Raw genomic sequence first — 15273 nt, forward strand, 5'->3', positions numbered from 1 at the left:
CGGATGGACATGACCCGGATCGACTTCGGTCGGGTCATCCACTTCTCGGACTCGCACGCGCCCTCCCGCTGCTCCACCCCCGGCGCGGCGGTCCCGGGTCAGGCCCGGGTATGGCTTATTTCACTTTAAGCCCGCGATGGTGGGCGTTTGCCGGCGTTCGGTCGGAGGGTAGGAAGCGTTTGCGCCCTGCCCCCTGACATTGAAGCAGGCTGATGCGGAATCGATACCTGGACCTGCTGCGCTTCCTGGCGATCGTCCGAGTCGTCGTCTACCACGTGACCGGCTGGGCCACGCTGACGCTGATCTTCCCGGCCATGTCGGTGATGTTCGCGCTGGCCGGATCGCTCATGGCGGCGTCGCTGGACAGGTCCGGGGTGCCGGCGGTGGGCCGGCGGCTGCGCCGGCTGCTGCCGTCGCTGTGGGTGGTGGCCGCGGTCTTCGTGCCCGCCATGCTGCTCACCGGGCTGCCGCTGACGCCGAGGGTGCTGCTCTGGGCGTTCCCGGTCGCCGACCCGCCGGCCAACTACTGGGGGGCGCTGGCACTCAGCGTGATCTGGTACCTGCGCGACTACCTCTGGTTCGTGTTCGCCTCGCCCCTCGCGCTCTGGCTGTTCCGGCGTGCCCCGTGGCCCACCCTGCTCGCCCCGTACGCCCTGCTGGCCGCCATCGAGGCGGGCATGCTGCCGAACGCGCCGACGGTGCTGCGGGAGTTCGGCCTGTACTTCGGGGCCTGGCTGCTCGGCTTCGCCCACCACGACGGCCTGCTGCGCCGCACGGCCAACCGGGTGTTGATCCCCACCGCGCTCACCCTCGGCGCCGCCGGGGCGGCGTGGATCGTCACCCACCCGGGCCCCCGGGGGTACGACCTGAACGACATTCCGCTGGGCAACGCGCTCTGGTCGGCGGCGTTCATCCTGGTGGCGATCGGCCGGGCCCCGGCGTCGGCGGCCTGGGTGGACCGCAGCGAGCTGCTCGGCCGCGCGGTGACCGTGCTGAACCGGCGGGCGCTGACCGTCTACCTCTGGCACATGCCGTTCGTGGTGGCGCTCACCCCGCTGGTCGACGTCGTCGGCTGGTCCCACCAGGACCCGGTCGGGCTGGCGATCCGGGTGGTGTTGGTCTTCGCGCTGGTCGGCGTGGTCACCGTGCTGGTCGGCTGGGTGGAGGACGTCGCCGCGCGCCGCCCCCCGGAGCTGATCCCCGGCGGCCGGATCCGCGGGGCGAGCCGCTCCGGCGGTGCGGCGGCCCGCCCCGGGATCGCCGCCCCGGTCGGTGGTTCCGTGGTTCCGGTCAGCCCCGCGCCGGCGGGGCGGGCGGTGGCGCCGGCGCCCCGGGCAGCCGAGGAGCACACCCTCAAGCTCAGCGCGCGCTGACCGTCACGTTCCCGCTGCCGACGCTGACGTCGACCAGCAGCGACGCGGTCGGGTCGTCGGTGATGCCGAGGTCGGCATCGCCCGAGCCGACGTTCGACCGCACCCGGTACCGGCCGGCGGGCACGACGAGGTCCACGTCCCCGCTGGCGGCGTGTGCCCGGGCCGAGGCCGGGACGGACAGCTCCACGTCGACGTTGCCCGAGCCGGTCTCGGCGTCGACCTGACCGCCGAGGCCCCGTCCCGTGATGTTGCCGGACCCGGCGCGCAGGGTGGCCGGACCGGACACGTCGGTCACCTCCACGTCGCCGGAACCGGTCTCGGCGCGCACCGCGCCGGTGGCCCCGCTCACGTCCACGTTGCCCGAGCCGAGCCGCAGCTCCACCGCGCCGACCTGGGTCAGGTCGATGTTGCCCGAGCCGCCCTCGCCGCGCACCGCCGTCCCCGGGGGCACGGTCACGTCGTACGACACCGAGCAGCGGGGGCCGCAGTCGGTGTCCAGCACCAGCTCGTCGCCGTTCAGCTCGTACCGGGTGTCGGGCTGTTCGCCGTGGTAGCGCAGCACCCGCTTGACGCGTATCTGCCCGGTCGGGCCGGTTCCGCGTACCGTCACGTCGCCCGCCCCGGGGCGCAGGACGACCCGGGCCACGGTGGCGGTCTCGGTGGTGTCGAAGTCGAGCCGCCGCATCGACAACGTGTCGCATCCGGCGACGAGGATCAGGGCGGCGGCGCCGGCGGCGACGGCGGAGCGGCCCGCCGGCCGCCGGGCGGCGACGGTGGCGCGGCGCGGCGTGGCGGCCCGGGCGGGCGCGGCGGTGGGATGCGGAGCCATGCCGGCACGCTACGGCCGGGCCGGCCCGGCGCGCATCCGGGATCGCGTGCCGGCTACCCCGAACCGACCCTGATTTCGTACCCCGAGGAGAATGACCGGATGACCGGGTACCGCCGACAGCTCTACCGCGACGACGCGGTCGTGCTGCGCGTGCAGAAGCTCGGCGAGTCCGACCGGATCATCACCCTGCTCACCCGTCGGCACGGCCGGCTCCGCGCGGTGGCCCGGGGGGTCCGCCGCACCACCAGCAAGTTCGGTGCCCGGTTGGAGCCGTTCGGCCACGTCGACGTGCAGCTCGCCGGCGATCCCAAGGGCAACACCGGCAGCTCGCTGCACACCGTCAGCCAGGTCGAGGGGATCGACCTGTTCGGCAAGCGGTTCCTCGGCGACTACCCGCGCTACACGGCGGCCAGCGCGATCGCCGAGACGGCCGAGCGGCTCACCCCCGTCGAGCGGGAGCCCTCGCTGCGGCTGTTCCAGCTCACCCTCGGCGCGCTGAAGTCCCTCGCCCGGGGCGACCACGCCACCACGCTGGTGCTCGACGCCTACCTGCTGCGCGGGATGACCCTCGCGGGGTGGGCCCCCGCCCTGACGGCGTGCGCGGTCTGCGGCACCCCGGGGCGGCACCGGGCGTTCTCCGTGCCGGCGGGCGGCGCGGTCTGCCCCGACTGCCGGCCCCCCGGCGCGGCCCACCCCGCACCGGCCACCGTCGACCTGATGTCCGCGCTCACCACCGGCGACTGGGTGCTCGCCGACGCCACCGGGACCGGCGTACGCCGGGAGTGCAGCGGCCTGGTCGCCGCGCACCTGCAGTGGCACCTGGAGCGCGCGCTACGCTCGCTGCCGCTGGTCGACCGGGGCGCCCCGGTCGCCGGCCCGGGGGCGCAGGACGTGAGCAGGGAGAGAACCGAGTGATCCGATCGATGAGGGCCGGCCGGCGCGCGCCGGTGCCGCCGACTCCGCACCCGTCGGGCGCCCGGCCCCCGGCGCTGCCCCCCGAGGCGGTGCCCCGGCACGTCGCCGTGGTGATGGACGGCAACGGCCGGTGGGCCAAGGACCGCGGGCTGCCCCGCACCAAGGGCCACGAGGCGGGGGAGTTCAGCCTCTTCGACACCATCGAGGGCGCGATCGAGCTGGGCGTGCCCTACCTCTCGGCGTACGCGTTCTCCACGGAGAACTGGCGGCGCTCGCCCGACGAGGTCCGGTTCCTGATGGGCTTCAACCGGGACGTCATCCGTCGCCGCCGCGACCAGCTCGTCGACCTCGGCGTCCGGGTGGTCTGGTCCGGCCGGGCCGGGCGACTCTGGAAGAGCGTCATCTCCGAGTTGCAGACCGCCGAGGAGATGTCCCGGGGGAACTCGACGCTGACCCTCCAGTTCTGCGTCAACTACGGCGGGCAGGCGGAGATCGCCGACGCCGCCGCCGCGATCGCCCGCGACGTGGCGGCCGGCCGGCTCGACCCGGGCAAGGTCAACGAGAAGTTGATCGCGAAGTACCTCTACCACCCGGAGATCCCGGAGGTGGACCTCTTCCTCCGGCCGTCCGGCGAGGAGCGGATCTCCAACTTCCTGCTCTGGCAGACCGCGTACGCGGAGCTGGTGTTCCTCGACACCCTCTGGCCGGACTTCGACCGCCGCCACCTCTGGTACGCCTGCGAGCTGTACGCCCAGCGGGACCGGCGCTTCGGCGGGGCGCTGCCGAATCCGGTCGCCCCGTCGACCTGAGCCCAGGCTTACCGGCGTGGCCGGCTGGGTATCACCTTCTCAGCAGCGACGACGCGGAGGTGAACCCACATGATTCAGAAGCGGATAGCCCAGTGGGCGGTCATGGCGGTCGCCGTGCCGCTGGCCGCGGCCGGCGCGCGCCGGCTCAGCCACACGCTGGAGGCCCGACGTGGCCCGACCGGCGTGAGTCGGGTGCTCAGCAGGGGCGCCGACCTGCTGCGCCCGCAGAAGGCGAAGCGCCGCCGGTTCTGGTGAGCCGTCCGTCGGCCCCGCCCCGGGGCGGGGCGGGGCCGACGCGTACCTGCGCCGGGGCTGGCGTCCCCCAGGGGCGGCGCTGACGCGTTTCCCGGGATCGCGGCGCTGGGCCGGGCATAGGATCGGCCCCGGGCGCGCCGTGGCGGACGCGCCCGCCACGGGGGTGGGAAATGCGGGATCTCCGGTACGAGATGACAGCCGCGCTGGCCGCGGCGGACCTGGTGGAGGCGTCGCGCCGGGAACAGGTCGCCGACCTGTGCGCCGGAGTCGCCGAGCGGTACTGCGCCGAGCAGGGGCACACCCCGGGCGTCCGGTCCGGCGAGATCGCCGAGCTGGCCACCGGCGACCCGGCCCCGGCCTGGGCCCCGACGCCACCCGACGCCGCCCGGTGGCCCTGAGGAGCCAGCCGGCACCGGCGAGGTGCTGAGGCGGGGCCGCCGCCCGGCGTGGGTCGACCGGGCCGGCCGGGGCGAGCACCCCGGCCGGCCCGGTCGTGCTGGCCGTCAGCGCGGCGCGCGTCACGCCTCCACTTCGGAGCGGTCGCCCGCCCACAGCGTGTGGAACGATCCCGCCCGGTCCACCCGCTGGTAGGTGTGCGCGCCGAAGTTGTCCCGCAGCCCCTGGATCAGCGCGGCGGGCAGTCGCTCCGCGCGCAGCCCGTCGAAGTACGCCAGCGACGAGGAGAACGCCGGAGTCGGCACGCCGGCCCGGGTCGCGTCGATCACCACCCGCCGCCAGCTCGGCACGCCGGCGCTGACCGCCTCGGCGAACCACGGCGCCACCAGCAGCGACGGCAGCTCCGGCTGGGCGTCGTACGCCTCCTTGATCCGGTCCAGGAAGCGGGCCCGGATGATGCAGCCGCCCCGCCAGATCGTCGCGGTGCCGCCCAGGTCGATGTCCCAGTCGTACTCCGCGCTGCCGGCGCGGATGTGGTCGAAGCCCTGCGCGTACGCGACGATCTTGCTGGCCAGCAGCGCGCGCCGCACGTCCTCGACGAAGGCGTCCCGGTCCTCGACCTGCCACTTCTCCCCGGCGTCGCCGAACGCCCGGCGGGCGGCCTCGCGCTGGTCGGCGTGCCCGGACAGCGACCGGGCGAAGGTGGCCTCGGCGATGCCGGTGATCGGGATGCCCAGGTCCAGCGCGCTCTGCACCGTCCAGCGGCCGGTGCCCTTCTGCTCGGCCTGGTCCAGCACGACGTCGACGAACGCCCGCCCGGTCGCCGCGTCGGTGTGCCCCAGCACCTCGGCGGTGATCTCGATGAGGAAGGACTCCAGCTCGCCGGTGTTCCACTCCCGGAAGATGTCCGCGATCTCCGCCGGGCTCGCCGACAGCCCGGCCCGCAACAGGTCGTACGCCTCCGCGATGAGCTGCATGTCGGCGTACTCGATGCCGTTGTGCACCATCTTCACGAAGTGGCCGGCGCCGTCCGGGCCGATGTGCCGGCAGCACGGGGTGCCGTCCACCTGGGCGGCGATCTTCTCGAACATCGGGCCGAGCTTCGCGTACGACTCGGCGGAGCCGCCGGGCATGATGCTCGGCCCGCGCAGCGCGCCCTCCTCGCCGCCGGACACGCCGGTGCCGGAGAAGTGCAGCCCGTGCCCGCGCAGCGCCTCCTCCCGCCGCCGGGTGTCAGCGAAGTGGGCGTTGCCGCAGTCGACGACGATGTCGCCCTCCTCCAGCAGCGGGACCAGCTCGTCGATCACCGCGTCGGTGGGGGCGCCCGCCTTCACCATCACGATCACCGCTCGGGGGCGCTCCAGCGAGGCCACGAAGTCCGCGAGGGACTCCGACGGCACGAAAGTGCCCTCGTCGCCGTGCTCGGCGACCAGGCTGCGGGTACGCTCCGGAGAGCGGTTGTGCACCGCCACCGGGAACCCGTTACGGGCCAGGTTCCGGGCCAGGTTGCGGCCCATCACCGCCAGCCCGGTCACACCGATCTGCGCCGTCGCCTGCTGCGTCATCCGTACCCGCCACCTCTCGCGTCGCCTGTGGTGCTGCGACCGTATCGCGCCCGGCGGGCGGCGGGGCCAGGCGGCGGACGCGGTGTCACGATGTGGTGGCGGCCGGGCCGGCGACGGCCGCGACCGGGCGGGTCAGCCCTCGGCGAGCCTGGCCTCGACGTGCGCGACCTTCGCCGTGAGCGCGTCGGTCACGCCCGGGCGCACGTCCGCCTTGAGCACCACGCTCACCCGGGGCGCCTGCGCGGCCACCACGTCGACCGCTCGCTTGACCACCGCCATCACCTCGTCCCACTCGCCCTCCACAGTGGTGAACATGGCGTCGGTGCGGTTCGGCAGCCCGGACTCCCGAACCACCCGGACCGCCTCGGCGACCAGGTCGCCGCCGGACTCGCCGACGCCGAGCGGGGTGACGGAGAACGCGATCAGCATGTCGACGATCGTGCCAGTAATTCGGGTGCGGCGGGTGGGACGGGCGGCTATCGTCACGTACATGCGTAACTGACGCCCCACTTTGCCGAAGCCGGCCCGCCGCCATCGCCGCGGGTCCGGGTGCTCCGGGCGTCCGCATTCCCCACGCCGCCGTTCCCGTACGGCTCCTGTCGTGGTCGGCCCGCCCGGGCACTCCCCGTTCCCGTCCGCCCCGCCGTCGCCCGACGGCAGCGCGCGCCGCATGGTCGGCGTACCGCGACCCGTCGTGGGCCGTCGCCCCGCAAGCCGCCACGTCGTTGGCGCCCCGCAAGCCGCCATGTCGTCGGCGCCCCGCAGCTCGCGGACGAGCCGACGCCCGCAGTCAGGAGGCCGTGTATGCCTGCCAAGCGCAGTTCCCGCAAGCCCCGTAAGCCGTCCCCGCGACCCTTCCAGGTGGACGTGAACCCGCCCGACCACGACGGCAGCGCCATCCGGGCCAGGGCCATCGCCGCCGCCGGCCCGCCGGCCCTGTCGGTCCCGCCGGTGGCGGGAACGCCGTCGCCGGTGCCGCCGACGGGGGAGGCCCTCCCGGTCCCGCCGGTGGCGGAGGCGTCGTCCCTGGTTCCGCTGGTGGCGGAGGCGTCGTCCCTGGTCCCGCCGGTGGTGGAGGCACCGCCCGCGCCGAAGGCCGGTCCGCCGGCCGGCAAGGACCGGTTCCCCGCCGGCCGCACCCAGCGCGCCGGCCAGGCCCGCCGCTACGCCTTCCGCCGTAGCTGACCGGCCACGATCGACTCCAGGTGCGGCACATCGGGGTCTCCCAGCACTCGGAGACGCCGACATGCCGCACCCGGAGTCGATCTTCGATCCGCGCGGCCCGGTCCGGGCTGGCCAGGGCCGGTGGGAGTCCGGGCGGGCCGGGCCGATCGGGCCCCGATCAGGGCTGGCCAGGTTCCGTCCCGGCACGTTCGGGCCGGCTGGTCAGCCGATCAGGGGACGGAACGCGCCCAGTGCGACGCTGACCGCCAGCGCCGCCCCGGCCAGCACCGCCGCGCCGACGATCAGCGCGCCGTCGGCGGCGGTGAACCGCTGCCGACGGGCGACGGTGCGCGGGGTGCCCGCGTCGAACCCCCGGGCGTCCATCGCCACGGCCAGCCGGGTGCCCCGCCGGATCGCCCCCACCAGCAGCGCGAACGCGGTCGAGACGAACAGTCGCATCCGGGCCAGGGGGTTGCGCCCGGCGTCGACCCCGCGTGCCCGCCGCGCCATGCTGATCATCTGCCACTCCTGGCCCAGCAACGGCACCAGCCGGAACGCCGCCAGCGCGCCGATCGCGAACCGGGCCGGTGCCTTCGCGTTCTGGATCAGCGCGTCGGCCAGGTCGGTCGGGTCGGTGGTGGCGAAGACGATCACGCCGGGCAGCGCCACGGCCAGCATGCGCAGCGCCAGCCCGAGCGCGGTCAGCAGCACCCCGGTGGTGACCAGCACCGGCCCCGCGTCGACCAGCACCCGGCCGGAACGGTCGGCCGCGAACAGGACCAGGGCGACCACGATGCCGACCGCGCTGAGCAGCAACGGCGCGGCCCGCCGGGCGAGCACCCGGTACCGGATGCCGAACAACGGCAGCACGGCCAGCTCGATGCCGAGGGCGATCGCCGGGGCGACCGGGTCGAGGGTGGCGAGCAGGGTGAACGAGAAGACCAACGCCGCCGCGACCTTCGCCACCGGATTGCGCCGGGCCAGCGGCGCGCCGGGCGCCGCCACCGGTTCGATACTGATCACGTGGCCTCCACCACCTCGCCGGCCGCGCCGGTCACGTCGCCCGGCGGTTGGTGGTCCGTACCGGTGGCGCTGTCCGTCGCTTCGTGGTTCGTGTCGGTCACGTCGCCGGCGCCGGCTCGCGGGTCACGGTGATCCGCCGGTCGGCCAGGGCCGCGACGAAGTCCGGGTCGTGGGTGACCGTGACGACGCCGTGCCCGGCGTCGCGCAGCTCGGCGAAGAGGTCGACCAGCTCCAGCCAGGTCCGCCGGTCCTGACCGAAGGTGGGCTCGTCGCAGATCAGCAGCCGGGGCGCGGTGGCCAGGGCGGTCGCCACGCTCAGCCGCCGCGCCTCCCCACCCGAGAGGGTGTACGGGTTCGCGCGGGCCAGCGCCGCCAGGCGCAGCCGCTCCAGCAGCGCGTCCACGGTGGCCCGGACGGCGGTCTCCGGCCGGCCGGTGCGGCGCGGGCCGAGGGCCAGCTCGTCGAAGACCGTGCCGGTGACGAACTGGTGCTCCGGGTCCTGGAAGACCGACCCGATCCGGCTCGCCAGCGCGGGCGCCCGCCACCGGTACGGGGGAGTCCGGGCGTCCCTGCCGGCCAGTTCCCCGGTCGCCGTCACCCGGCCGGACCCGGGCCGGAGCAGGCCGCCCAGCAGCAGTGCCAGGGTGGACTTGCCGGCGCCGTTGGGGCCGAGCACGGCCAGCGCCTCGCCAGCGCGTACCGCGAGGTCGATCGGGGCGAGGCGGGGCGGCAGGGCGACCCGGTCGGCGCTGAGCAGCAGGCTGCCCGGCGCCGCGCCGGCATGCCGGGGCGGTACGGTCCGGCCGGGCACCCAGACCCCCTCGGCGGCGAGCGCGTCGCCGTGGGCGGCGAAGACCGCCTCCGGCGGCCCGTCGGCGCGTACCCCGCCGCCGGGCTCCAGCACCACCACCCGGTCGACCAGCGGCAGCGCCTCGGCGACCCGGTGCTCGACCAGGATCAGCGTGGTGTCGCCGTCCAGCGCGTCGGCCACCGCGCGGCGGACCAGCGCCGCCCCGGCCGGGTCGAGGTTCGCGGTCGGCTCGTCGAGCAGCAGCAGCCCCGGCCGCAGGGCGAGCGTCCCGGCAAGGGCGAGCCGCTGCTGCTCCCCGCCGGAGAGGGCGGCGGTCGGCCGGTCCCGGCCGTACGGGAAGCCGACCCGGCGCAGCGCCTCGTCCACCCGGGGCCAGATCTGGTCGGCCGGTACGCCCCGGTTCTCCAGCCCGAACGCCACGTCGTCGCCGCAGCGGGCCATGACGAGTTGGGTGTCCGGGTCCTGGAAGACGATGCCGACCCGCTCCCGGTCCTTGCGGGGATCCACCCCGTCGACCTCTACGGTGCCCTCCTGCTCGCCCGAGTCCTCGGGCAGGAGCCCGGCCAGCGCGGCCAGCAGCGTGCTCTTGCCCGCCCCCGACGGCCCGAGCAGTAACACCCGCTCGCCGCGCTCCACGCGCAGGTCCACCCCGCGCACCGCCCAGGCCCGCCGCCCGGCATGCCGCCACCCGAACCCCCGCACCAAGACCCCACCCACCCCACCCACCCAAACCCCCTCCCACCCAACCCCACCCCGCCACCAGCCTGGGTGATCAAGAGGTCTGCGTCCGGAGAACCGGGTTCGGCTGACGCAAACCTCTTGACCAACGCGGTCAGACGGGGGCGCGGTAGTCGCGGGCGGCCGGGAAGCGGTCCAGGACGCCCGTGCCGGCCAGGGCGCGGGTGAGGACCCAGGCGCCGGCGCCGGAGATCACCGTGGCGCTGACGATGGTGAGCAGGGCGTACGGGATGCGGTAGCTGGTCAGGTCGTACTCGGCGTTCCAGACGAGGAAGTCGAACAGGGCGGCGCTGAGGCCGGTGAGCGCCCCGGCGAGCAGCGCGGTCGGCAGCCGGAACGAGCGGTACCGGAACGCGGCGAAGGCCAACTCCGCGCCGATGCCCTGGACCATGCCCTGCGGGATCACCGTGCCGGCCCACTGGCTGCCCAGCAGGGCGGACAGGACGGCGGCGACGGTCTCGCAGTACAGGGCCGCGCCCGGCTTGCGGATCACCAGGCCGCCGAGCACGGCCGGCATCAGCCAGACCCCGTAGAGCAGGGTCTGCGCGGGCGGGAAGAACCCGAACGCCCCCTCGGTGGCGCTCCAGACCAGGCCCCAGGCCCAGAAGATGACGCCGAAGGCGACCGCGATCACCGAGGCGACCACGATGTCGATCGTGCGCCAGCGGTGGCTGTCGGTGTGGTTCATGTGATGGCTCCCAGTCCTGAGCGAACCAGGAGAAGACGCACGCCGCGCCCGGTGCCCTGGTGGGACCGGACGGCGGCGCGGCTGGAGGTCGACCGAACTCCCTGCGCTGGCATTACCCAGATCAGGTTCGAGGGTCTGCGGGCGGTGCCCGCACTCTCAGCGCTGTGCGCTCCCCTGTCGGATGTGAAGTTGTCTCGCCGACGCTAACACCTCGGAAGATCGCCGGGCAAAGTGATCTAACCGCAGCTCACCCCCGACGCGGAAACCGTCATCTCGCCGTACTTCATCGACCCGACCCGCTGGGCGCGATAGTGTCGCGCCGCCGAACCGTCGACCATCCAGGGGGCGAGCCGTGACGTCACCGACCGACCGTTCCCCGCCACCCGCCGGCGTCGACGGGCGGGCCCCGGCGGCGGGGCCGGTCGGCGTTGCCGCGCCGGACGTACCGGCGGGGGAGGCGGCGGGCGGGCGGCGCCGCCCGGTCGGCTCGGTCGAGGTGCTGGCCGCGGTGCTGGTGCTGGTGGTGGTGTTCCGCGAGCCGCTGGCCAACGCGCTGGCCGCGCCCCGGGTGCAGACCTGGACCACCGTGTTCGTCTCGGTGCTGGTGCAGGCCGTGCCCTTCCTGGTCTTCGGGGTGCTGCTGTCGGCGGCGATCGCGGTCTTCGTCCCGCGCGCGTTCTGGGCCCGGGCGCTGCCCCGGCACCCGGCCCTGGCGGTGCCGGTGGCCAGCGTCGCCGGCGTGGTGCTGCCGGGCTGCGAGTGCGGCTCCGTGCCGATCGCCGGCTCCCTGATCCGGCGCGGCGTCACCCCGGCGGCGGCCCTGGCCTTCCTGCTCGCCGCCCCGGCGGTCAACCCGGTCGTGCTCACCGCCACCGCGGTCGCCTTCCCGGGCAACCCCGGGATGGTGCTCGCCCGGGCGCTCGCCAGCCTGGCCGTCGCCATGATCATGGGGTGGCTCTGGCTGCGGCTCGGTCGCGCCGACTGGCTCCGGCTACCGCGCCGGCCGGAGCTGGACGGCGTCGGGCGGGGGATGGCCTTCTGGGCCGCCGTGCGGCACGACGTCGTGCACGCCGGGGGGTTCCTGGTCGTCGGCGCGATGGCCGCCGCGACCATCAACGTGCTCGTGCCGGAGCGCTGGTTGCAGACCCTCGCCGACGACCCGGTGCTGTCGGTGCTCGCCCTGGCCGTGCTCGCCGTGCTGCTGTCCATCTGCTCGGAGGCGGACGCCTTCGTCGCGGCGTCGCTGTCGCAGTTCTCCCTCACCTCCCGGCTGGTCTTCCTGGTGGTCGGGCCGATGGTCGACCTCAAGCTGATCTCCATGCAGGCCGGTGTCCTCGGCCGCCGGTTCGCGTTCCGGTTCGCCCCGGCGACCTTCGTCGTCGCCGTCGGGGTGGCCACCCTCGCCGGGGCGGTGCTGTTGTGAACCGGCAGGCGCAGGCGGTCGTCCTGCTGCTGCTCGGCGGGGCGGTGGTCCGGGCCAGCGTCACCGACCTCTACCTGCGCTACGTCAAGGAGGGGCTGCGCCCGTTCCTGATCGCCGCCGGGCTGGTGCTGGTGGCCACCGCCGTGACGACACTGTGGTACGAGCTACGCCCGCCCGCCACCGGGGAGCACGAGCCCGGCGACGGGCCTGGGGAGCACGGCCACGAACCCGGCGACGGGGCCGGGCACCACGAGCCGCGGGTCGGCTGGCTGCTCCTGCTGCCGGTGTTCGGCCTGCTGCTGGTCGCCCCGCCGGCCCTCGGCTCGTACGCGGCGGAACAGGCCGGCACGGCGCTCGCCGCCGAAGCGCAGCCGTCCGACTACCCGCCGCTTCCGCCCGGCGACCCGGCCCCGGTCACGGTGCTCGACTACGCCTCCCGGGCGCTGTTCGACCGGGGCACCTCGATCGGCGACCGCCGGGTCCGGCTCACCGGGTTCATCGTCGCCGGCCCCGACGGGCAGCCGTTGCTGGCCCGGATGGTGCTGTCCTGCTGCGCCGCCGACGGCCGCCCGGTCAAGCTGGGCCTGACCGGCGACGTGCCCCTCGGCCTGCCGAACGACACCTGGGTCGAGGCCACCGGCCGGTACAGCGTCAGGGTCGGCCGGGACCCGGTCAACGACGCCGAGATCCCGTACCTGGCCGTGGAGTCCTGGCGGGAGGTGCCCGCCCCGCGAAACCAGTACGAGTGAGCCCGGCCCCGCTGGGTAGGCTGCCGATCATGCAGGTGGAGGCGCGAGGGCTGACGTTCGAGGCCCGCACCGGCGGGCCAACCGACGGCGAACCGGTGCTGCTGCTGCACGGGTTCCCGCAGCACGGCGGCGAGTGGGACGGGGTGGTGCCGGCGCTGCACGCAGCCGGGCTGCGCACGTACGCGCCGGACCAGCGGGGGTACTCGCCGCTCGCCCGGCCCGGGGCGGTCGAGGCCTACCGGCTCCCCGAACTGGTCGCCGACGCGGCGGCCCTGCTCGACGCGCTGGGCGTCGACGCGGCGCACGTGGTGGGGCACGACTGGGGCGCGATCGTGGCCTGGGGTCTGGCCGCGGGCCGCCCCGACCGGGTGCGCAGCCTCACCGCCGTGTCCGTCCCGCACCCCGCCGCCATGGCGCACGCTCTGGCCACGGACGCCGGGCAGAAGGCCCGCTCGTCGTACATCGCCCTGTTCCGCAAGCCGGGCACGGCGGAGAGGGTGCTGCTGGCGTTGCGGGCCGCCGCCCTGCGCAGGCTGCTCGGCGGGGTCGGCGACGCCGCCCGGGTGGCCCGGTACGCCGACCCGATGCGCGAGCCGGGCGCGCTGAGCGCCGCGCTGAACTGGTACCGGGCGATGTCCCGAGCCGATCTCGCGGCGGTCGGGCCGGTGCCGGTGCCGACCACGTTCGTGTGGAGCAACCGGGACATCGCGATCGGCCGGACCGCCGCCGAGGCGTGCGCCGCCCACGTCACCGGGGACTACCGCCCCGTCGTGCTGCCCGGCGTCTCGCACTGGATCCCCGACGAGGCGCCCGGCCCGCTCGCCGAGGCGATCCTGGCCCGTACGGGCGCCGGGCGATGACCCCCGCCCCGCCCCCGCCCGCCCCGGGCCGGCCGGTGGCCCCGGGTCCGTCGGCCACCTCGGGCGCGCCGGGCGGCGGCGCGGCGGCCCGGCCGCACACCCGCGCGTCGCTCGCCGCGCAGGTGCACGAGCTGGGGGTACGCCCCGGCGGCATCGTGCTGGTGCACGCCGGGCTGCGGGCGCTCGGGTTCGTCTGCGGCGGCCCGCAGACGGTGGCCCTCGCCCTGCGTGACGTGCTCGGCCCCGAGGGCACGCTGGTGGTGCCGACGCACACGCCGGAGAACAGCGACCCGGCCGGGTGGAGCAACCCGCCGGTGCCAATGCACTGGTGGCCGGTGATCCGGGCCGAGACCCCCGGCTTCGACCCGGCGGTCACCCCGAGCCGGTTCATGGGGGCGCTGGCCGAGACGGTCCGGGGCTGGCCGGGGGCCCGGCGCAGCGACCACCCGCACGTCTCGTTCGCCGCGCTCGGGCCCGCCGCCGAGGAGATCGTGGCCGGGCACCCGCTGGCCGACATGCTCGGCCCCGGCTCGCCGCTGGGCCGGCTGTACGACCTGGACGCCGACGTGCTGCTACTCGGCGTCGACCACGGCTGCAACACGTCGCTGCATCTGGCGGAGTACCGGCAGGCCGCCCCGCCGAGGGAACGGGTGGGCGCGGCGGTGCGTACCCCCGGCGGCGGCCAGGACTGGGCATGGTGGGAGGACGTGGCGATCGACTCGGCCGACTTCCCCCGGCTCGGGGCGGATCTGGAGGCCACCGGCGTGGTCCGGATCGGCCCGGTCGGCGACGGGACGGGCAGGTCGATGCGCCAGCGGGCGGCGGTCGACTTCGCGGTGGACTGGCTGGCCCGCAACCGACGGACGGAGGAAGCATGACGGTGAGCGCCGAGGACTATCTGGCGGTGGTGACGGAGACGATCGGCCGGGTGTCGTCCGGCCAGCGGGAGGCGGTGGGTCGGGCGGCCGACCTGGTCGCCGACGCGCTGCGCGCCGACGGGGTGGTTCACGCGTTCGGCACCGGCCACTCCGAGGCCCTCGCCATGGAGATCGCCGGCCGGGCTGGCGGCCTGGTGCCGACCAACCGGATCGCGCTGCGCGACCTCGTGCTGTACGGCGGGGCCCCGGCCGACGTCCTGGGCCCGCTGCTGGAGCGGGACCCCTCGGTGGCCCACCGCCTGTACGAGCTGGCCCCGGTCCGCCCGGCGGATGTCTTCGTGGTCGCCTCCAACTCCGGCGTCAACGGGGCCATCGTGGAATTCGCCGCCCTGGTGAAGGAGCGCGGTCACGGCCTCGTCGCGATCACCTCGGCGCTGCACTCGGCGCGGATGACGTCCCGCCACTCGTCCGGCCGGAAGCTGGCCGACTTCGCCGACGTGGTGCTGGACAACGGCGCCCCGTACGGCGACGCGACCCTGCCGCTGCCCGGCGGGGGCGCGGTCGGCGCGGTCTCCTCCATCACCGCCGCCCTGCTGGCGCAGCAGCTCACGGTCGAGGTGGTGGCCCGGCTGCTCGCGGCGGGGGAGCGGCCCCCGGTCTACCTGTCGGCCAACATCGCCGGCGGCGACGAGCACAACAACGCCCTGGAGGCCCGGTACGCCGGCCGTATCCGTCGGGGGTCCTGACCGCGCCTGGCGGACCGGGTCGTGAGGCGGTTTCGCCGTCCGCCCGACGGG

At 75.4% G+C, this 15273-nt stretch carries 17 protein-coding genes and 1 riboswitch; of the genes, 11 read left to right on the forward strand and 6 right to left on the reverse strand.

What is annotated here, in order from left to right; genetic code table 11:
- Positions 1-212: 212 nt before the first annotated feature.
- Entirely contained in the window at positions 213-1373 is a 1161-nt protein-coding gene (locus OOK41_RS09965) for an acyltransferase (RefSeq protein WP_266264123.1), read from the forward strand.
- Here the strand turns inward: OOK41_RS09965 and OOK41_RS09970 are convergent.
- Complete coding sequence (locus OOK41_RS09970) at positions 1360-2202, reverse strand: DUF4097 family beta strand repeat-containing protein (RefSeq protein WP_266264125.1); 843 nt, start codon at positions 2200-2202, stop codon at positions 1360-1362. The two genes, OOK41_RS09965 and OOK41_RS09970, sit on opposite strands and share 14 nt — an antisense overlap.
- 99 nt (positions 2203-2301) lie before the next feature.
- On the opposite strand from OOK41_RS09970, the gene recO reads away from it, so the two are divergent.
- From recO to OOK41_RS09990, 4 genes are all read left to right on the forward strand, one after another.
- Positions 2302-3117 (forward strand): DNA repair protein RecO, encoded by an 816-nt coding sequence (recO, locus tag OOK41_RS09975; RefSeq protein WP_117672438.1) that lies wholly within the window; start codon positions 2302-2304, stop codon positions 3115-3117.
- An 8-nt stretch (positions 3118-3125) separates the two neighbouring features.
- The gene (locus OOK41_RS09980) at positions 3126-3926 is read left to right on the forward strand and encodes an isoprenyl transferase (protein WP_266267767.1); all 801 of its coding nucleotides are present in this window, start codon (positions 3126-3128) and stop codon (positions 3924-3926) included.
- Positions 3927-3995: 69 nt separating this feature from the next.
- On the forward strand, positions 3996-4181 hold the full coding sequence (locus tag OOK41_RS09985) for a hypothetical protein (protein ID WP_266264127.1): 186 nt from the start codon (positions 3996-3998) through the stop codon (positions 4179-4181).
- Between the two features lie 170 nt (positions 4182-4351).
- Positions 4352-4579 (forward strand): thioredoxin reductase, encoded by a 228-nt coding sequence (locus tag OOK41_RS09990; RefSeq protein ID WP_117672444.1) that lies wholly within the window; start codon positions 4352-4354, stop codon positions 4577-4579.
- A 120-nt stretch (positions 4580-4699) separates the two neighbouring features.
- On the opposite strand, the gene gndA is transcribed toward OOK41_RS09990, so the two are convergent.
- Together gndA and OOK41_RS10000 are read right to left on the reverse strand one after the other, a co-directional pair.
- Entirely contained in the window at positions 4700-6142 is a 1443-nt protein-coding gene (gene gndA / locus OOK41_RS09995; protein ID WP_266264129.1) for an NADP-dependent phosphogluconate dehydrogenase, read from the reverse strand.
- A 132-nt stretch (positions 6143-6274) separates the two neighbouring features.
- Complete coding sequence (locus tag OOK41_RS10000) at positions 6275-6571, reverse strand: MTH1187 family thiamine-binding protein (protein ID WP_266264130.1); 297 nt, start codon at positions 6569-6571, stop codon at positions 6275-6277.
- A 375-nt stretch (positions 6572-6946) separates the two neighbouring features.
- Between OOK41_RS10000 and OOK41_RS10005 the strand changes: the two genes are divergently transcribed.
- The gene (locus OOK41_RS10005; protein ID WP_165878255.1) at positions 6947-7327 is read left to right on the forward strand and encodes a hypothetical protein; all 381 of its coding nucleotides are present in this window, start codon (positions 6947-6949) and stop codon (positions 7325-7327) included.
- A 201-nt stretch (positions 7328-7528) separates the two neighbouring features.
- On the opposite strand, the gene OOK41_RS10010 is transcribed toward OOK41_RS10005, so the two are convergent.
- From OOK41_RS10010 to OOK41_RS10020, 3 genes are all read right to left on the reverse strand, one after another.
- A complete protein-coding gene (locus tag OOK41_RS10010) occupies positions 7529-8329 on the reverse strand; it encodes an energy-coupling factor transporter transmembrane protein EcfT (protein ID WP_266264132.1) in 801 nt (266 codons plus the stop codon).
- Positions 8330-8426: 97 nt separating this feature from the next.
- Complete coding sequence (locus tag OOK41_RS10015; RefSeq protein WP_266264133.1) at positions 8427-9857, reverse strand: ABC transporter ATP-binding protein; 1431 nt, start codon at positions 9855-9857, stop codon at positions 8427-8429.
- Between the two features lie 115 nt (positions 9858-9972).
- Positions 9973-10566, reverse strand: a complete 594-nt coding sequence (locus OOK41_RS10020) for an ECF transporter S component (RefSeq protein ID WP_266264134.1) — start codon at positions 10564-10566, stop codon at positions 9973-9975.
- Positions 10567-10646: 80 nt separating this feature from the next.
- Positions 10647-10752, reverse strand: a riboswitch (TPP riboswitch).
- Positions 10753-11062: 310 nt separating this feature from the next.
- Here OOK41_RS10020 and OOK41_RS10025 point away from each other — a divergent pair.
- The 5 genes from OOK41_RS10025 to OOK41_RS10045 are packed head-to-tail and all read left to right on the forward strand — an operon-like array spanning position 11063 to position 15222.
- Positions 11063-11989 (forward strand): permease, encoded by a 927-nt coding sequence (locus tag OOK41_RS10025; RefSeq protein ID WP_266267768.1) that lies wholly within the window; start codon positions 11063-11065, stop codon positions 11987-11989.
- Positions 11986-12738 carry a TIGR03943 family protein gene (locus OOK41_RS10030; RefSeq protein ID WP_266264136.1) on the forward strand — a complete coding sequence of 251 codons (753 nt, stop codon included), beginning with the start codon at positions 11986-11988 and terminating at the stop codon, positions 12736-12738. The genes OOK41_RS10025 and OOK41_RS10030 overlap by 4 nt, the downstream gene beginning before the upstream one ends.
- A 29-nt stretch (positions 12739-12767) precedes the next feature.
- Positions 12768-13598 carry an alpha/beta fold hydrolase gene (locus OOK41_RS10035; RefSeq protein ID WP_266264138.1) on the forward strand — a complete coding sequence of 277 codons (831 nt, stop codon included), beginning with the start codon at positions 12768-12770 and terminating at the stop codon, positions 13596-13598.
- Positions 13595-14476 (forward strand): aminoglycoside N(3)-acetyltransferase, encoded by an 882-nt coding sequence (locus OOK41_RS10040; RefSeq protein WP_266264140.1) that lies wholly within the window; start codon positions 13595-13597, stop codon positions 14474-14476. Before OOK41_RS10035 ends, OOK41_RS10040 begins: the two co-directional genes overlap by 4 nt.
- Positions 14473-15222: a sugar isomerase domain-containing protein gene (locus OOK41_RS10045; protein WP_117672462.1), complete on the forward strand. Its 750-nt coding sequence runs from the start codon at positions 14473-14475 to the stop codon at positions 15220-15222. Before OOK41_RS10040 ends, OOK41_RS10045 begins: the two co-directional genes overlap by 4 nt.
- The last annotated feature ends 51 nt before the right edge of the window (positions 15223-15273 follow it).

This window comes from Micromonospora sp. NBC_01655 (genome assembly GCF_026339755.1).
Lineage (GTDB): Bacteria > Actinomycetota > Actinomycetes > Mycobacteriales > Micromonosporaceae > Micromonospora.